This window comes from Citrobacter sp. Cpo126 (genome assembly GCF_030332445.1).
GTDB classification, from domain to species: Bacteria; Pseudomonadota; Gammaproteobacteria; order Enterobacterales; family Enterobacteriaceae; genus Citrobacter; species Citrobacter portucalensis.
This window is the reverse complement of the sequence record NZ_JAOWHT010000020.1, coordinates 32,862-48,194: the sequence shown is the minus strand read 5'-3', so window position 1 is coordinate 48,194 and position 15,333 is coordinate 32,862. Positions and strand designations below refer to the sequence as shown.

Here is a 15,333-nt window from a genome sequence, read left to right as displayed (position 1 = left end):
CCTTTCATGTAGGCCGGATAAGACACTTTTAGTCGACATCCGGCAATAAAAAAGCCGGGTGGCGGCTTCGCCTTACCCGGCCTACATTTCTGCACGTTCTCTTGTTTACAATTTCGCAAACACCCGGCGCGCGGCGTCGATGGTGTTATTGATATCGTCTTCACTGTGCGCCACGGACATAAAGCCCGCTTCGAAAGCAGACGGCGCCAGATAAATTCCTTCATCCAGCATCATGTGGAAGAAGCGCTTGAAGCGTTCGACGTCGCATGCCATCACATCCTGATAGCAGGTTACGGTTTCTGCATCGGTGAAGAAAATCCCGAACATTCCGCCCACATGGTTAACCACCAGCGGAATATTCGCTTCTTCGGCAGCTTCCAACAGACCTTCCGCCAGACGCGTCGTCAGTTCGTTCAGCGTTTCATGAATACCCGGTTGGGCGACTTCGGTCAGACAGGCATAACCTGCCGCCATCGCGATCGGGTTACCGGAAAGCGTCCCCGCCTGGTAAACCGGACCGGTCGGCGCCAGTGCGTCCATCACATCGCGGCGACCGCCGAATGCGCCAACGGGCATTCCGCCACCGATGATTTTACCGAGGCAGGTCAGATCCGGCACGACGCCGTAATAATCCTGCGCACCGGCCAGCGCTACGCGGAAACCGGTCATCACTTCATCTATGATCAACAGTGCGCCAAACTCATCGCACAGCGCACGCAGGCCCGGCAGGAATTCCGGCAGCGGCGGGATGCAGTTCATGTTGCCGGCGACCGGCTCAACGATGATGCAAGCGATCTCCTGCGGGTACTGTTCAAATGCCGCACGTACTGAAGCGAGATCGTTGTAGGCGCAGGTCAGGGTGTGTTTCGCGAAATCTGCCGGAACGCCTGGGGAGTTCGGCTGGCCCAGCGTTAATGCGCCTGAACCAGCCTTAACCAGCAGGCAGTCGGCATGGCCGTGATAGCAGCCTTCAAATTTGATGATTTTATCGCGACCGGTGAAACCGCGCGCCAGACGGATTGCGCTCATTGTCGCTTCCGTACCGGAGTTCACCATGCGCACCATGTCCATGGTCGGCACTAATTCGGTGACCAGCGCCGCCATTTTCACTTCCATCTCGGTCGGTGCTCCGAAGCTTAAACCGCGCTCCGCAGCTTCAATCACCGCATTACGGATTGCCGGGTGGTTGTGACCCAGTACCATCGGTCCCCAGGAACCGACGTAATCGACATAGGCTTTACCATCGACATCGTACAGATACGCGCCGTCCGCTTTTTCGATAAACAGCGGAGTACCACCCACGCCAGTAAAGGCGCGAACGGGGGAGTTAACGCCGCCTGGGATAAGTTCGCGTGCTGCGCTGTAGAGATTTTCAGACTTACTCATGGATGGGGTCCTGGTTCGTAGAAAAAGTAAATGCCCGCTATTCTAGTTATTCAGAGAAGGTTATGAAAGTTTTACGCATTTGAAACAATGCGATTTGCAGGGGATTTTCGCGAAATGTGCGAGTAGAATGCCGATTCCGTATTTGTATTACCAATTAATGATCATCTGATGAAGACAGACACTCCCTCTTTTGAAGCACAGCAAATTGTGCGTTTACGCCGCAGGGATCAAATTCGTCGTCTCCTGGAACGAGACAAAACGCCGTTGGCGATCCTGTTGATGGCTGCAGTAGTGGGTACTGTGACAGGGCTTGTTGGCGTGGCATTTGAGAAAGCGGTGACCTGGGTGCAGAATCAGCGCATTGGCACGCTGGCTCAGGTTGCGGACCATGACATTCTGCTGTGGCCGCTGGCGTTTATTCTCTCGGCGTTGCTGGCGATGGTCGGCTATTTCCTGGTGCGTAAATTTGCGCCGGAAGCCGGTGGTTCGGGGATCCCAGAGATTGAAGGTGCGCTGGAAGAGCTGCGACCTGTGCGTTGGTGGCGTGTCCTGCCGGTGAAATTTATCGGCGGCATGGGCACGCTGGGTGCTGGCATGGTGCTTGGGCGTGAAGGTCCGACCGTGCAGATTGGCGGTAACCTCGGGCGCATGGTGCTGGATATTTTCCGCATGCGTAGCGCCGAAGCGCGGCATACCTTATTGGCTACCGGTGCCGCAGCGGGCCTTTCGGCGGCGTTTAACGCTCCGCTGGCGGGGATCCTGTTCATCATTGAAGAGATGCGCCCGCAGTTTCGCTATAACCTTGTGTCGATCAAAGCCGTGTTTACCGGCGTTATTATGTCGAGCATTGTGTTTCGTGTTTTCAACGGTGAAGCCCCGATAATTGAAGTCGGGAAACTGTCTAATGCGCCGGTGAATACGCTGTGGCTGTATCTCGTGCTCGGGCTTATTTTTGGCTGTGTCGGGCCATTGTTCAACACCATGGTGTTGCGCACCCAGGATATGTTCCAGCGCTTTCACGGCGGTGAAATTAAAAAATGGGTGCTGATGGGCGGCGCGATCGGCGGTCTGTGCGGTATCCTGGGATTAATTCAACCTGAAGCGGCAGGCGGTGGCTTTAACCTGATCCCGATTGCCGCAGCAGGCAATTTTAGCGTCGGTCTACTGCTGTTTATATTTATCACCCGGGTCGTCACCACGCTGCTGTGCTTCTCATCCGGCGCGCCCGGTGGGATCTTCGCCCCGATGCTGGCGTTGGGGACGTTGCTTGGTACGGCGTTCGGTATGGCTGCGGCAGCCTCTTTTCCGCAGTATCACCTGGAGGCCGGAACCTTTGCCATTGCCGGAATGGGGGCTTTGTTGGCTGCTTCGGTGCGTGCGCCGCTAACGGGTATTGTACTGGTGCTGGAGATGACCGATAACTATCAGCTCATTTTGCCAATGATTATTACCTGTCTTGGCGCAACACTATTAGCCCAATTTATGGGCGGAAAGCCGCTATACTCGACTATCCTGGCCCGTACGCTGGCAAAACAGGAAGCGGAGCAGGCGGCAAAAAGCCAGGGCACTGCCGCTGGCGAGAATACTTGAACGAAATACCAGGGTATTAGATAATGGCCCAAAATATTGGGTTGAAATTTACCCAATTGCCGATGTCGTTTGGAGCAAAATATGAGTGATGACGTAGCGCTGCCACTGCAATTTACTGAAGCAGCAGCCAATAAAGTTAAAAGCCTGATCGCTGACGAAGATAACCCGAATCTGAAATTACGCGTGTATATCACTGGCGGTGGTTGCAGCGGTTTCCAGTACGGTTTCACCTTTGATGATCAGGTCAATGAAGGTGATATGACCATCGAGAAACAAGGTGTTGGTCTGGTCGTTGATCCGATGAGTCTGCAATATCTGGTGGGCGGCGCGGTTGACTATACCGAAGGTCTGGAAGGTTCCCGCTTCGTTGTGACTAACCCGAATGCGAAAAGCACCTGCGGGTGTGGTTCTTCTTTCAGCATCTGATTGCTGTCTGTAATACTGATGGTCTGATGTTGTAGGCCCGGTAAGCGCAACGCCACCGGGCAATGTGCCGGATGGCGGCGTAAACGCCTTATCCGGCCTACATGTTCTGTATCGTCATATCAACGCCCGTTATCATCCAGCGCAAACGTCGGCAATTTCAGATGCCAGCGAATGGCGGCAAGCCGAATCAGCAGCGTGACAATCATCCCCATCATACTGGCGTTTTCCAGTGAAACATCAAAGGTATAAAACGCTGTCGCATGCACGATCCCGCCGATAATACAGGCTGTGGCGTAGATCTCGGTGCGCAAAATCATCGGGACTTCACGAGCTAACACATCGCGAATGATCCCACCACCAACGCCGGTAATCACCCCCATACAAATCGCCACCAGCGGCCCTGTTCCTGCGAGAAATGCCTTGTTGACCCCAATACCCACGAACACAGCCAGACCAACGGCATCCAGCACCGGAAGGATCCATTTCGGTATGCGTCTTGGTTGACGTACCAACAGGATCGTCAGCATGCTGGTGATCATCGCCACCACCAGATCGGTCGGATCCTTAACCCAAAAAACCGGTCCATTATCCAGCGCCATATCGCGGATCGTACCACCACCAACGGCGGTAACCACGCCGAGTACCAGGACGCCAAACGGATCCATACGTAATTTTCCGGCCAGTAATACGCCAGAGATTGCAAATACCGCGGTGCCGACAATATCAAGCCAATAGACGAGCATTTTTAAATCCTCACAACAGACCTGGTGGGGGCAGGCGCTAATTTATCTGTGAAAGCGCATTACAGAGTTGTTTTGCGGCGAGGATAATACGCGGGCTCGCGCGTTCGAACCAGTCACTATTAAGTGTAATAATGGGTATTTTTAGCTGGTTTCCCCAGTATTGCTCAATTTTCAGAGTTTCGCCTGGACCGCCGGTTGCAACAATAGCCTGGGGGGCTCGTGCCAGGACCTGCTCACGGCTAACCTGCGGCCAGGGAACCCGACTACCGGCAAAGATGTTTTCTCCGCCACATACCTCAAGAACTTCGTGCTGAATAGAACCTTTTCCACTGGTAAACAGAGGATTGGCACCAAACTGGAGAAACACGCGTTTTTTCGGTTTGTTGGCATACTGAGATTTAAGTAAAGCATAGTCATCAAGCATGGTTTGCGCCGCCTGTTTAGCTTGTTCAGGCTTGGGGCTCCATGCTGCTAATTGGCGTAGCGCATCGGCAACCTGCTCAATGGTAACGGCATCCACCCAGATGACCTTAATTCCCAGAGAGGTCAGTTGATTCACCTGCCGCTCAGCATTTCCCCCGCGCCAGGCGACGACCAAATCAGGTTTCAGCGCCACAATACGTTCAAGATTCATCCCTTGCCAGGTTGAGACTTCCTCAATATTTTTGGCTTCTGGCGGGTAGTTTGAATAGCTGCTGACGCCAACGGGGGTAATGCCAGCGGCAAAAGCGAGTTCAGTATTGGCAGGAGAAAGCGTCACAACACGCGGCGCGGCGTAAAGGAACGCCGGGAGAGTGAAAAGCAGGGCGACCAGCGCCCTGGAGAGTAATTTAGCCATGCGCCAGTTTCTGTACCAGCGTTTCAACCATCAGGCTTGACTGCTTCGCGGCAACCACCAGGAATTCGTCAAAGCTGAGATGGGACTGCTGATCGGCAACGTCAGAGATAGCGCGAACCACGACAAATGGCACGTTAAAGTTGTGGCAAACGTGCGCAATTGCGGTCGCTTCCATCTCAACGGCAATCGCCTGTGGGAAGTTATGCTTAATTTTAGCCAGCCCCACGGAACCGTTAATGAATGCGTCGCCGCTGACGATAAGTCCGCGAACGGCGTTCAGATTGAGTTCGGCGATGCAAGACTCTGCGGCAGCAATCAACGCAGGATCGGCTTTAAAACCAGCCGGGCATCCCGGTAGCTGACCAAATTCATAGCCAAAGGCAGTGACGTCGGCGTCGTGATAGCGCGCTTCGTCAGAAACTACGATATCTCCGACTTTCAGCGTAGAGGCCAGGCCACCCGCAGAACCGGTATTAATGATGGCGTCCGGCTTGCAGCGTTCAAGCAGCAGCGTAGCGCCCAGTGCCGCAGCCACTTTACCGATACCCGATTTCAGCAGCGCAACCTCTGTACCGTTCAGTTGGCCGGTGTAAATTTCACAACCGCCGAGCGCGATGGTCTGACGGTTTTCGATTTTGTCACGCAGCAGCGTAACTTCTTCTTCCATTGCACCAATGATGCCGATTTTCATAGATTTACTCGCGATAAGCCAGATTTGAGGGCATAGTCTATCATGCGCTTAAGGGGTAGCGCATTTCTCAGGCGGGAGAGGACATGGCACAGATCGATTTCCGAAAAAAAATAAACTGGCATCGTCGTTACCGTTCGCCGCAGGGCGTGAAGACTGAGCATGAGATCCTGCGTATTTTCGAAAGCGATCGCGGACGTATTATCAATTCACCGGCCATTCGCCGACTGCAACAAAAAACGCAGGTCTTTCCGCTGGAGCGTAATGCGGCAGTACGCACGCGCTTGACGCACTCGATGGAAGTTCAGCAGGTTGGGCGCTATATCGCGAAAGAGATCCTCAGCCGACTGAAAGAACTAAAGCTGCTGGAGCAGTATGGCCTGGATGAACTGACAGGGCCATTTGAGAGTATTGTCGAAATGTCCTGCCTGATGCATGACATTGGTAATCCGCCGTTTGGCCATTTTGGGGAGGCGGCAATTAATGACTGGTTTCGCCAGCGACTGTATCCCGCAGACGCAGAAAGTCAGCCCCTAAGTGATGACCGTTGCCAGGTGACGGCATTACGGTTGCGTGAAGGCGAAGAGTCGCTGAATGATATTCGCCGTAAGGTACGCCAGGACCTGTGCCATTTTGAAGGCAATGCGCAGGGTATTCGCCTTGTGCATACGTTGATGCGTATGAACCTTACCTGGGCGCAGGTTGGCGGTATTTTAAAATATACCCGTCCGGCGTGGTGGCGCGGCAGTGCGCCCGAGACACACAACTATTTAATGAAGAAGCCGGGTTATTACCTTTCTGAAGAACCGTATATTGAGCGGTTGCGTAAAGAATTATCATTAGCGCCTTACAGTCGCTTTCCATTAACCTGGATTATGGAAGCTGCCGATGATATCTCTTATTGCGTGGCGGATCTGGAAGATGCCGTTGAGAAAAGAATCTTTAGCGTCGAGCAACTTTATCACCACCTGTATGAGGCGTGGGGGCAGCCTGAAAAAGGTTCCCTGTTTAGCCAGGTTGTTGAGAACGCCTGGGAGAAGTCACGTTCAAATACATTAAGCCGGAGTACCGAAGATCAGTTCTTTATGTATTTACGCGTCAATACGCTGAATAAACTGGTGCCATATGCGGCCCAGCGGTTTATTGATAATTTGCCGCAGATTTATGAAGGCAGCTTTAATCATGCGCTGCTAGAAGATGCAAGTAGCTTCAGCCAGTTACTGGGTGTTTATAAAAATGTGGCGGTAAAACATGTGTTTAGCCATCCGGATGTTGAACAACTGGAACTACAGGGCTATCGGGTGATCAGCGGGTTGCTGGAGATCTATCAGCCGTTATTAAAAATGTCTCAGTCAGATTTTTCTGAACTGGTCGACAATGAAAGAGTAAAACGTTTTCCTATCGAGTCCCGTTTATTTCAGAAGTTGTCTACCCGCCATCGTCTTGCGTATGTTGAGGCGGTTAGTAAAATATCGACGGGGTGCGCCGAGTATTCGGTTCTGGAATATTATTATCGCTGCCGGCTGATTCAGGATTATATCAGCGGAATGACAGATTTGTATGCCTGGGATGAATATCGTCGCTTGATGGCCGTAGAACAATAAATACTCATTTGTAAAGACGGACAATAAAATTTTACTTTTTCCTTAAACTTAATTCTGGAACTTAGCGCTATAAAACGACTCTGACGTATACAGCAATTTTGCGTTACCTGTTAATCGAGAACGAAACACATGAAAAAAACCACATTAGCAATGAGTGCACTGGCTCTGAGTTTAGGTTTGGCGTTGTCCCCCCTGTCTGCTACAGCGGCTGAGACGTCGTCTTCAGCAATGACCGCCCAACAGATGCCAAGCCTGGCCCCAATGCTCGAAAAAGTGATGCCATCGGTGGTAAGTATTAACGTCGAGGGGAGCACGACGGTAAATACGCCGCGCATGCCGCGTAATTTCCAGCAGTTCTTCGGTGATAATTCACCGTTCTGCCAGGACGGTTCTCCGTTCCAGAGTTCTCCGTTCTGCCAGGGCGGCGCACCGGGCGCTGACAATGGCGGCGGCCAGCAGCAGAAATTTATGGCACTCGGTTCCGGCGTAATTATTGATGCCGCGAAAGGGTATGTCGTGACCAATAACCACGTGGTAGATAACGCCACGGTGATTAAAGTTCAGTTGAGCGATGGTCGTAAATTTGACGCGAAGATCGTGGGTAAAGATCCGCGCTCCGATATCGCGCTGATCCAAATTCAGGATCCGAAAAACCTGACGGCGATTAAGCTGGCAGATTCCGATGCGCTGCGCGTGGGTGATTACACCGTGGCAATTGGTAACCCGTTTGGCCTCGGTGAAACGGTGACTTCCGGTATCGTTTCTGCACTGGGCCGTAGCGGCCTGAATGCGGAAAACTACGAGAACTTTATCCAGACGGATGCTGCGATCAACCGGGGTAACTCCGGTGGTGCGCTGGTCAACCTGAACGGTGAGCTGATCGGTATTAACACCGCGATCCTCGCGCCGGACGGCGGTAACATCGGTATCGGTTTTGCGATCCCAAGCAACATGGTGAAAAACCTGACCTCGCAGATGGTTGAGTTTGGCCAGGTTAAACGCGGTGAGCTGGGCATTATGGGTACCGAGCTGAGCTCTGAGCTGGCGAAAGCGATGAAAGTTGACGCCCAGCGTGGCGCATTCGTCAGCCAGGTGATGCCGAACTCTTCCGCAGCGAAAGCGGGGATTAAAGCCGGGGATGTGATTACCTCCCTGAACGGCAAACCTATCAGCAGCTTCGCCGCCCTGCGTGCGCAGGTCGGTACGATGCCGGTTGGCAGCAAAATCACCCTGGGTCTGCTGCGTGACGGTAAGCCGGTCACCGTGAACCTGGAATTGCAGCAGAGCAGCCAGACTCAGGTTGACTCCAGCTCTATCTTTAAAGGCATCGAAGGTGCCGATATGAGCAACAAAGGCCAGGACAAAGGTGTCGTGGTAAGCGACGTGAAACCGAATTCTCCGGCTGCACAGATTGGCCTGAAGAAAGGGGATGTGATTATCGGCGCGAACCAGCAGCCGGTGAAAAACATCGCTGAACTGCGCAAAATCCTCGACAGCAAACCGGCTGTACTGGCGCTGAACATTCAGCGCGGTGACAGCTCCATCTATCTGTTGATGCAGTAATCTCCCTCAGCCCCTTCCTGCACAGGAAGGGGTTTCTTTTTGTGATACTTCCCACAACTCCATACTTCTCCCTTTCGCTTTGTGCATTTGCACAATGTCGCCGCTTATTATCTTCCCTATGCTTGAGCTCTGCTCACAGGAGGGGTTTATGGCTGGTTGGCATCTTGATACCAAAATGGCGCAGGATATCGTGGCGCGTACCATGCGCATCATTGATACCAATATCAACGTAATGGATGCCCGTGGGCGGATAATCGGCAGCGGCGATCGCGAACGTATTGGTGAATTGCACGAAGGCGCGCTGCTGGTGCTTTCGCAGGGTCGGGTGGTCGATATCGACGATGCGGTGGCACGTCACTTGCACGGTGTACGACAGGGGATAAACCTGCCTCTGCGTCTGGAAGGCGAAATCGTTGGCGTTATCGGCCTTACCGGCGAGCCGGAGCATCTGCGCAAATACGGCGAGTTAGTGTGTATGACCGCCGAAATGATGCTGGAACAGTCGCGCTTGATGCATCTGTTAGCGCAGGATAGCCGTCTGCGTGAAGAGCTGGTGATGAACCTGATTCAGGCGGAAGAGAATACGCCAGCGCTGATGGAATGGGCCCAGCGTTTAGGCATTGATTTGAACCAGCCACGCGTGGTGGCGGTGTTGGAGGTCGATAGTGGCCAGCTTGGCGTTGACAGTGCGATGGCGGAGTTACAGCAATTGCAGAATGCGTTGACCACGCCCGAACGTAATAATCTGATTGCGATTGTCTCTCTGACCGAGATGGTGGTGCTGAAACCGGCGCTCAATCAGTTTGGCCGCTGGGACGCTGAAGATCATCGTAAGCGGGTTGAGCAGCTTATTGCCCGCATGAAAGAGAACGGACAGCTGCGTTTTCGCGTGTCGCTGGGCAACTATTTTACCGGGCCTGGTAGCATTGCCCGTTCGTATCGTACGGCGCGCACCACCATGATGGTCGGTAAACAGCGGATGCCGGAAAGCCGTAGCTATTTCTATCAGGATTTGATGTTGCCAGTGCTGCTGGACAGCCTGCGCGGTGGCTGGCAGGCCAATGAGCTGGCGCGTCCGTTGGTGAGGCTGAAAGCGATGGATAACAACGGATTGCTGCGTCGGACATTGGCGGCATGGTTTCGTCATAACGTCCAGCCGCTGGCCACCTCAAAGGCACTGTTTATTCACCGCAATACGCTGGAATATCGCCTGAATCGTATTTCAGAACTGACCGGGCTGGATCTGGGGAATTTTGACGACCGACTGCTGCTGTATGTGGCGTTACAACTGGATGAACAGCATTGATTAATTGCCTGATGGCGCTACGCTTATCAGGCAAAATGCCGGGTGGCGGCTTCGCCTTACCCGGCCTACGAATACATTCACGTGCGGTTATTTACGCGTTAGTTTTTCCAGATCGGCTTCAATTTCGCTGATCTTGTTGGTCACGACGCTTTCGAGATGACGTAAATCATCAAGGATCTTGCGTTTAAGATCGACTTCGCTGCGATCGCGCTGGCAGATCTGATCCAGTTCATCGATCACATAGCGCAGGTTGGGACTGATCTCCTGCACTTCTTTGTAACCCTGGCCGATGCCATCAGCTACCACCGTTTTGCGCTGACGGGGATATTTGAACTTCACGCTCTTGGCAAAAAACTCGCCTTTATCCTTTTGGAAATAGATTTTCAGGATATCGTTGTTGGCTTCTTGCCGCAGGCTGTAACGATCGATCTCTTCAGGATTAGTAATGCCCAGACTTTTCAGATTGTCATACATAGCGGTACCCTTAAGCTCACTATAACCATTGAATAATTAACGAAAAGCCTTGTTTATGCCACTCGCAGATGTAAAAAAAGCGGGCTAAGCCCGCTTTTTCAAATCGCTGTTAGTCGATAGTGCGCAACAGTTCGTTGATTCCCACTTTGCCACGCGTTTTGGCATCGACTTTCTTCACAATCACCGCGCAGTACAGGCTGTATTTACCATCTTTCGACGGCAGGTTGCCGGAGACGACCACGGAGCCTGCCGGAACGCGACCGTAATGCACTTCGCCAGTTTCGCGATCGTAAATACGGGTGCTCTGACCGATGTACACGCCCATGGAGATAACAGAACCTTCTTCGACGATCACGCCTTCAACCACTTCAGAGCGTGCGCCGATGAAGCAGTTGTCTTCGATGATGGTTGGGTTAGCCTGCAACGGCTCCAGTACGCCGCCGATGCCAACGCCGCCGGACAGGTGTACGTTTTTACCGATTTGCGCACAGGAACCGACTGTCGCCCAGGTATCAACCATCGTACCTTCATCAACATAAGCGCCGATGTTTACGTAAGATGGCATCAGCACGGTGTTACGGGCGATAAACGCACCCTGACGCACGGCCGCAGGCGGAACCACGCGGAAACCTTCCTTCTGGAAGCGCGCTTCGTCGTAGTTGGCGAATTTCATCGGTACTTTATCGAAGTAACGGCTTTCCGCACCTTCGATGACCTGATTATCGTTAATACGGAAAGAGAGCAGGACCGCCTTTTTCAGCCACTGATGTGTGACCCACTGACCCTCAATCTTCTCTGCGACGCGCAGTGCACCGGAATCCAGTAAAGAAATAACCTGATTCACCGCTTCGCGGGTTACGGTATCTACATTTGCCGGAGTAATGTCGGCACGGCGCTCGAAAGCGGACTCAATAACGTTCTGTAACTGCTGCATTGTTAAACTCTTTCCATAATAAATAAAAACATCACCCTTTATCGTTTGGATTGAGGGCCTCTGTCAACCGTTGATGCACTTCCTGCTGCAGCTCATTATTAAGGGCGCGCCGGTCGGCGGTGGCGATTATGAATAAATCTTCTACTCGCTCGCCAATGGTTGTAATTCGGGCGCCATGCAGCGAAATTCCCAGATCGGCAAAAATCTGCCCGACCCGCGCCAGCAGGCCGGGCTGGTCGAGAGCGATAAGCTCCAGGAATGATTTTCGGTCGGTATGGGTCGGCAAAAAGGTGACCTCAGTATCGACGGTAAAGTGGCGTAATTTTGCCGGCTGGCGACGCGGTTGCGGTGGCTGCCAACTGCGCTGCGTGATGGCCTGTTCCAGTCCAAAACGGATCGCTTCGTGTCGATCTGAAGACAGCGGGCTGCCGTCCGGTTCCAGTACGATGAACGTATCCATCGCCATCCCATCGCGGGTAGTGAAAATCTGCGCATCGTGGACGCTAAGATTACGCCTGTCCAGTTCGGCGCAGACGGCGGCAAACAGGTAAGGGCGGTCAGGGCTCCAGATGAAAATTTCTGTCCCGCCGCGCGTGGCCTGTGGGCTGAGCAGGATCAGCGGCTTGCTGAGATCGTGTTGCAGCAGATGGCGCGCATGCCAGGCCAGCTGATTTGGGCTGTGACGCACGAAGTAGTTGGCGCGACAGCGTGACCAGATGTGGTGCAACGCTTCTTCATCAATGTTGTCCATTCGCAGTAGCGCCAGCGCCTGAAGCTGATGATGGCGTACACGCTCACGCATATCCGGCGTATTTTGCATGCCACGACGGAGTTGTTTTTCCGTTGCGAAGTACAGCTCGCGTAGCAGGCTTTGCTTCCAGCTATTCCACAGCGTTTCGTTGGTGGCGCAAATATCCGCGACGGTCAGACACACCAAAAAGCGCAGACGGTGTTCCGTTTGTACCTCTTCGGCGAATTGCTTAATTACTTCGGGATCCTGAATATCGCGGCGCTGAGCGGTCACCGACATCAGCAAATGCTGGCGCACCAGCCACACGATCAGCTGCGTTTCGCGGGAATTCAGGCCGTGCAGTTCGGCGAACTTGAGCACATCCTGAGCGCCGAGTACCGAGTGATCGCCGCCGCGACCTTTGGCGATATCGTGGAACAGCGCGGCAATCAGAATCAACTCCGGCTGTCGCAGACGCGGCCATAGATCCACACACAGCGGATGGCGCTGACGGGTCTCTTCGTTAGCAAAACTTTCCAGCTTGAGCATTACGCGGATGGTGTGTTCATCCACCGTATAGGCATGAAACAGGTCAAACTGCATTTGGCCGACAATATGCGACCATTGCGGCATATAGGCCCACAACACGCTGTGGCGATGCATCGGCAGCAGACCGCGGCTCACCGCGCCCGGATGGCGTAACATACTGAGAAACAGCGATCGCGCTTCCGGGATGTAGCACAGCGGCTGCGTTAAATGACGGCGGGCATGACGCAAATGGCGCAGCGTGGTGGAGTAAATCCCGCTGATCGCGCTGTTACGCACCATGATGTAAAACATCCGCAGTATCGCTTCGGGTTTGCGGATAAACAGGTCGTCGTTGCGCAGATCGATCAACGTGCCGCGCAGTTGGAAGTCGTCATCAATCGGGCGCGGTTTTTCATCGGCGGGCATGGCGAGGATCGCCTCGTCGAACAGTTGCAACAGCATGTGATTCAGTTCGCTGACCCGTCGGGTGACGCGGAAATAGTCTTTCATCATCCGCTCGATAGGCTCGTTGCCTTCGCCGCCGTAGTTTAGCCGTTGCGCCACGCTGAGCTGGCGGTCAAACAGCAGGCGGTTGTCGTAACGACTAACGACCAGATGCAGGGCGAAGCGAATCCGCCACAGGATATGCAAACATTCATTCAGCTCGGCGCGTTCTGCCAGTGTCAAAAAGCCGAAGCCGACCATTTCGTCCAGTGAGGTGGCACCAAAATGGCGGCGGGCCACCCATTGCAGGGTATGGATATCGCGCAGGCCGCCGGGACTGCTTTTGATGTCCGGCTCCAGGTTGTAGCTGGTGCCGTGATAGCGCTGGTGGCGCTGATTCTGCTCTTCCACTTTGGCTGCGTAAAACTTGTCGGAAGGCCAGAAACCTTCGCTAAAAATATGCTTTTGCAGCTCCAGAAACAGCGCCACATCGCCGATCAGCAGGCGAGTTTCAATCAGGTTGGTGGCGACGGTTAAATCTGACAATCCTTCCAGCAGACACTCTTCCAGCGTACGCACGCTATGCCCAACCTCCAGCCTCACGTCCCATAGCAGCGTTAACAGCTCACCGACTTTCTCGGCCTGCGCATCAGGCAGCTTTTTACGACTCAGGATCAGCAGGTCAATATCGGAAAGCGGGTGCAGTTCGCCTCGCCCGTAGCCGCCAACGGCAACCAGCGCCAGATCGGCTATTTGCCCGAACCCAGCTTCTATCCACAAACGCTGTAGCAGTTGGTCAATAAATTCGGTGCGGGCTTCAATGAGCTGTTCTGCGGAAATTCCACTGTCAAACGCTTCGCCTAACCAGTTCTGGAAGGTGTCGATATGCGCTTTAATGCCAGAGCAGTTGAGATCTTGCTGTGGCCATGTCCCTGGGTTTTGCGGTTGGCCAGGCAGGGTGGGGAGGGCAGTATTTGCGTGCTGTTCAGGAAGAGTATTCATTATGCGCCACCCATTAAAAAGCCGGATGATGGCGTGAACGCCTTATCCGGCCTACTAAGTAGTACAATTTGTAGGCCTGATAAGATGCGAATGCATCGCCATCAGGCAAAACATTATTCGCCGTGTGTGATGATCGCCGGGATGGTGTCATCCTTGCGTAACGTCAGAATTTCACAGCCGTTTTCCGTCACTACAATAGTATGCTCGTACTGTGCAGACAAGCTCCGGTCTTTGGTTTTCACCGTCCAGCCGTCTTTCATGGTGCGGATGCGGTAATCACCGGCATTCAGCATCGGTTCTATGGTGAACGTCATGCCCGGCTGCAGTACCACACCACCGTCGTCTGCATCGTAGTGCAGAACCTGTGGCTCTTCATGGAAGCCGCGACCGATACCGTGACCGCAGTATTCACGAACAACAGAGAAACCTTCGCCTTCCGCATATTTCTGAATTGCAGCGCCCAGCGTGCGCAGGCGAATTCCCGGTTTTACCATTCGCAGCGCCAGATACAGGCTTTCCTGTGTGACGCGGCACAGACGCTCGCCCAGAATAGTAGGTTTGCCGACGATAAACATCTTGGAGGTATCGCCGTGGTACTCGTCTTTAATCACGGTTACGTCGATGTTGACGATGTCGCCGTCTTTCAGAAGTTTAGCGTCGTCCGGGATCCCGTGGCACACGACTTCATTAATAGAGATACATACGGATTTCGGATAGCCGTGATAGCCCAGGCAGGCGGAAATAGCCTGTTGCTCATTCACGATATAGTCATTACAGATGCGATCCAGCTCGCCGGTGCTGACGCCCGGTTTAACAAACGGTTCGATCATTTCCAGTACATCAGCGGCCAGGCGGCCAGCGACGCGCATTTTTTCGATTTCTTCAGGGGTCTTGATTGAGATAGCCATGAATTCTGTCCATCAGTGTCGATTATTTCGACAATAATTGTGTAAGTGCTGTCAATGGTATCAGTCTGGGGTGTACCCTGCCAAATTGAGAATCATTCTGAACTTCGCCTTTCGTGCCACAGATGCGTTGGCTACATTTTTTCACCCCAGTCACTTACTGGTTGTAAGC

The 15,333-nt window shown here is 53.3% G+C and carries 14 protein-coding genes; 6 read left to right on the top strand and 8 right to left on the bottom strand.

The window, feature by feature from the left end; genetic code table 11:
- Positions 1 to 105 precede the first annotated feature (105 nt).
- A complete protein-coding gene (hemL, locus tag OGY17_RS01035; RefSeq protein WP_286606253.1) occupies positions 106 to 1,386 on the bottom strand; it encodes a glutamate-1-semialdehyde 2,1-aminomutase in 1,281 nt (426 codons plus the stop codon).
- Between the two features lie 168 nt (positions 1,387 to 1,554).
- On the opposite strand from hemL, the gene clcA reads away from it, so the two are divergent.
- Genes clcA through erpA form a run of 3 tightly spaced genes read left to right on the top strand, consistent with a single transcriptional unit; the run spans position 1,555 to position 3,402 of the window.
- Positions 1,555 to 2,976 carry a H(+)/Cl(-) exchange transporter ClcA gene (clcA, locus tag OGY17_RS01030; RefSeq protein ID WP_008786259.1) on the top strand — a complete coding sequence of 474 codons (1,422 nt, stop codon included), beginning with the start codon at positions 1,555 to 1,557 and terminating at the stop codon, positions 2,974 to 2,976.
- Between the two features lie 23 nt (positions 2,977 to 2,999).
- A complete protein-coding gene (yadW, locus tag OGY17_RS01025) occupies positions 3,000 to 3,065 on the top strand; it encodes a small protein YadW (protein ID WP_122973801.1) in 66 nt (21 codons plus the stop codon).
- Positions 3,058 to 3,402: an iron-sulfur cluster insertion protein ErpA gene (gene erpA / locus OGY17_RS01020; protein WP_008786260.1), complete on the top strand. Its 345-nt coding sequence runs from the start codon at positions 3,058 to 3,060 to the stop codon at positions 3,400 to 3,402. Before yadW ends, erpA begins: the two co-directional genes overlap by 8 nt.
- Positions 3,403 to 3,521: 119 nt before the next feature.
- Here erpA and OGY17_RS01015 read toward each other — a convergent pair whose 3' ends face one another.
- The 3 genes from OGY17_RS01015 to mtnN are packed head-to-tail and all read right to left on the bottom strand — an operon-like array spanning position 3,522 to position 5,674.
- Entirely contained in the window at positions 3,522 to 4,145 is a 624-nt protein-coding gene (locus tag OGY17_RS01015; RefSeq protein WP_003829199.1) for a TRIC cation channel family protein, read from the bottom strand.
- 37 nt (positions 4,146 to 4,182) lie between these two features.
- A complete protein-coding gene (btuF, locus tag OGY17_RS01010; RefSeq protein WP_003829197.1) occupies positions 4,183 to 4,983 on the bottom strand; it encodes a vitamin B12 ABC transporter substrate-binding protein BtuF in 801 nt (266 codons plus the stop codon).
- Positions 4,976 to 5,674, bottom strand: coding sequence for a 5'-methylthioadenosine/S-adenosylhomocysteine nucleosidase (mtnN, locus tag OGY17_RS01005; protein ID WP_003829195.1), 699 nt, complete (start codon positions 5,672 to 5,674; stop codon positions 4,976 to 4,978). Before mtnN ends, btuF begins: the two co-directional genes overlap by 8 nt.
- 83 nt (positions 5,675 to 5,757) lie before the next feature.
- Here mtnN and dgt point away from each other — a divergent pair, with 83 nt between their 5' ends.
- The 3 genes from dgt (at position 5,758) to cdaR (ending at position 10,144) form a co-directional block, all read left to right on the top strand.
- On the top strand, positions 5,758 to 7,275 hold the full coding sequence (dgt, locus tag OGY17_RS01000; protein ID WP_286606250.1) for a dGTPase: 1,518 nt from the start codon (positions 5,758 to 5,760) through the stop codon (positions 7,273 to 7,275).
- 129 nt (positions 7,276 to 7,404) lie between these two features.
- Positions 7,405 to 8,838 (top strand): serine endoprotease DegP, encoded by a 1,434-nt coding sequence (degP, locus tag OGY17_RS00995; protein WP_003829191.1) that lies wholly within the window; start codon positions 7,405 to 7,407, stop codon positions 8,836 to 8,838.
- Between the two features lie 148 nt (positions 8,839 to 8,986).
- The gene (cdaR, locus tag OGY17_RS00990; protein WP_003829189.1) at positions 8,987 to 10,144 is read left to right on the top strand and encodes a DNA-binding transcriptional regulator CdaR; all 1,158 of its coding nucleotides are present in this window, start codon (positions 8,987 to 8,989) and stop codon (positions 10,142 to 10,144) included.
- An 87-nt stretch (positions 10,145 to 10,231) separates the two neighbouring features.
- Here cdaR and OGY17_RS00985 read toward each other — a convergent pair whose 3' ends face one another.
- The 4 genes from OGY17_RS00985 to map all read right to left on the bottom strand — a co-directional run bounded on the left by OGY17_RS00985 (position 10,232) and on the right by map (position 15,164).
- Complete coding sequence (locus tag OGY17_RS00985) at positions 10,232 to 10,618, bottom strand: DUF3461 family protein (protein ID WP_005132126.1); 387 nt, start codon at positions 10,616 to 10,618, stop codon at positions 10,232 to 10,234.
- A gap of 109 nt (positions 10,619 to 10,727) precedes the next feature.
- A complete protein-coding gene (gene dapD / locus OGY17_RS00980; RefSeq protein ID WP_003829186.1) occupies positions 10,728 to 11,552 on the bottom strand; it encodes a 2,3,4,5-tetrahydropyridine-2,6-dicarboxylate N-succinyltransferase in 825 nt (274 codons plus the stop codon).
- A gap of 31 nt (positions 11,553 to 11,583) precedes the next feature.
- Positions 11,584 to 14,256 carry a bifunctional uridylyltransferase/uridylyl-removing protein GlnD gene (gene glnD / locus OGY17_RS00975; RefSeq protein WP_003829184.1) on the bottom strand — a complete coding sequence of 891 codons (2,673 nt, stop codon included), beginning with the start codon at positions 14,254 to 14,256 and terminating at the stop codon, positions 11,584 to 11,586.
- A 113-nt stretch (positions 14,257 to 14,369) separates the two neighbouring features.
- Complete coding sequence (map, locus tag OGY17_RS00970; protein ID WP_008786263.1) at positions 14,370 to 15,164, bottom strand: type I methionyl aminopeptidase; 795 nt, start codon at positions 15,162 to 15,164, stop codon at positions 14,370 to 14,372.
- Between the last annotated feature and the right edge of the window lie 169 nt (positions 15,165 to 15,333).

What these genes read in the sequence shown, in the direction of transcription:
- hemL (WP_286606253.1), bottom strand. Translation starts at nt 1,386, where the DNA reads ATGAGTAAGTCTGAAAATCTCTACAGCGCAGCACGCGAACTTATCCCA.
- clcA (WP_008786259.1), top strand. Translation starts at nt 1,555, where the DNA reads ATGAAGACAGACACTCCCTCTTTTGAAGCACAGCAAATTGTGCGTTTA.
- erpA (WP_008786260.1), top strand. Translation starts at nt 3,058, where the DNA reads ATGAGTGATGACGTAGCGCTGCCACTGCAATTTACTGAAGCAGCAGCC.
- OGY17_RS01015 (WP_003829199.1), bottom strand. Translation starts at nt 4,145, where the DNA reads ATGCTCGTCTATTGGCTTGATATTGTCGGCACCGCGGTATTTGCAATC.
- btuF (WP_003829197.1), bottom strand. Translation starts at nt 4,983, where the DNA reads ATGGCTAAATTACTCTCCAGGGCGCTGGTCGCCCTGCTTTTCACTCTC.
- mtnN (WP_003829195.1), bottom strand. Translation starts at nt 5,674, where the DNA reads ATGAAAATCGGCATCATTGGTGCAATGGAAGAAGAAGTTACGCTGCTG.
- dgt (WP_286606250.1), top strand. Translation starts at nt 5,758, where the DNA reads ATGGCACAGATCGATTTCCGAAAAAAAATAAACTGGCATCGTCGTTAC.
- degP (WP_003829191.1), top strand. Translation starts at nt 7,405, where the DNA reads ATGAAAAAAACCACATTAGCAATGAGTGCACTGGCTCTGAGTTTAGGT.
- cdaR (WP_003829189.1), top strand. Translation starts at nt 8,987, where the DNA reads ATGGCTGGTTGGCATCTTGATACCAAAATGGCGCAGGATATCGTGGCG.
- OGY17_RS00985 (WP_005132126.1), bottom strand. Translation starts at nt 10,618, where the DNA reads ATGTATGACAATCTGAAAAGTCTGGGCATTACTAATCCTGAAGAGATC.
- dapD (WP_003829186.1), bottom strand. Translation starts at nt 11,552, where the DNA reads ATGCAGCAGTTACAGAACGTTATTGAGTCCGCTTTCGAGCGCCGTGCC.
- glnD (WP_003829184.1), bottom strand. Translation starts at nt 14,256, where the DNA reads ATGAATACTCTTCCTGAACAGCACGCAAATACTGCCCTCCCCACCCTG.
- map (WP_008786263.1), bottom strand. Translation starts at nt 15,164, where the DNA reads ATGGCTATCTCAATCAAGACCCCTGAAGAAATCGAAAAAATGCGCGTC.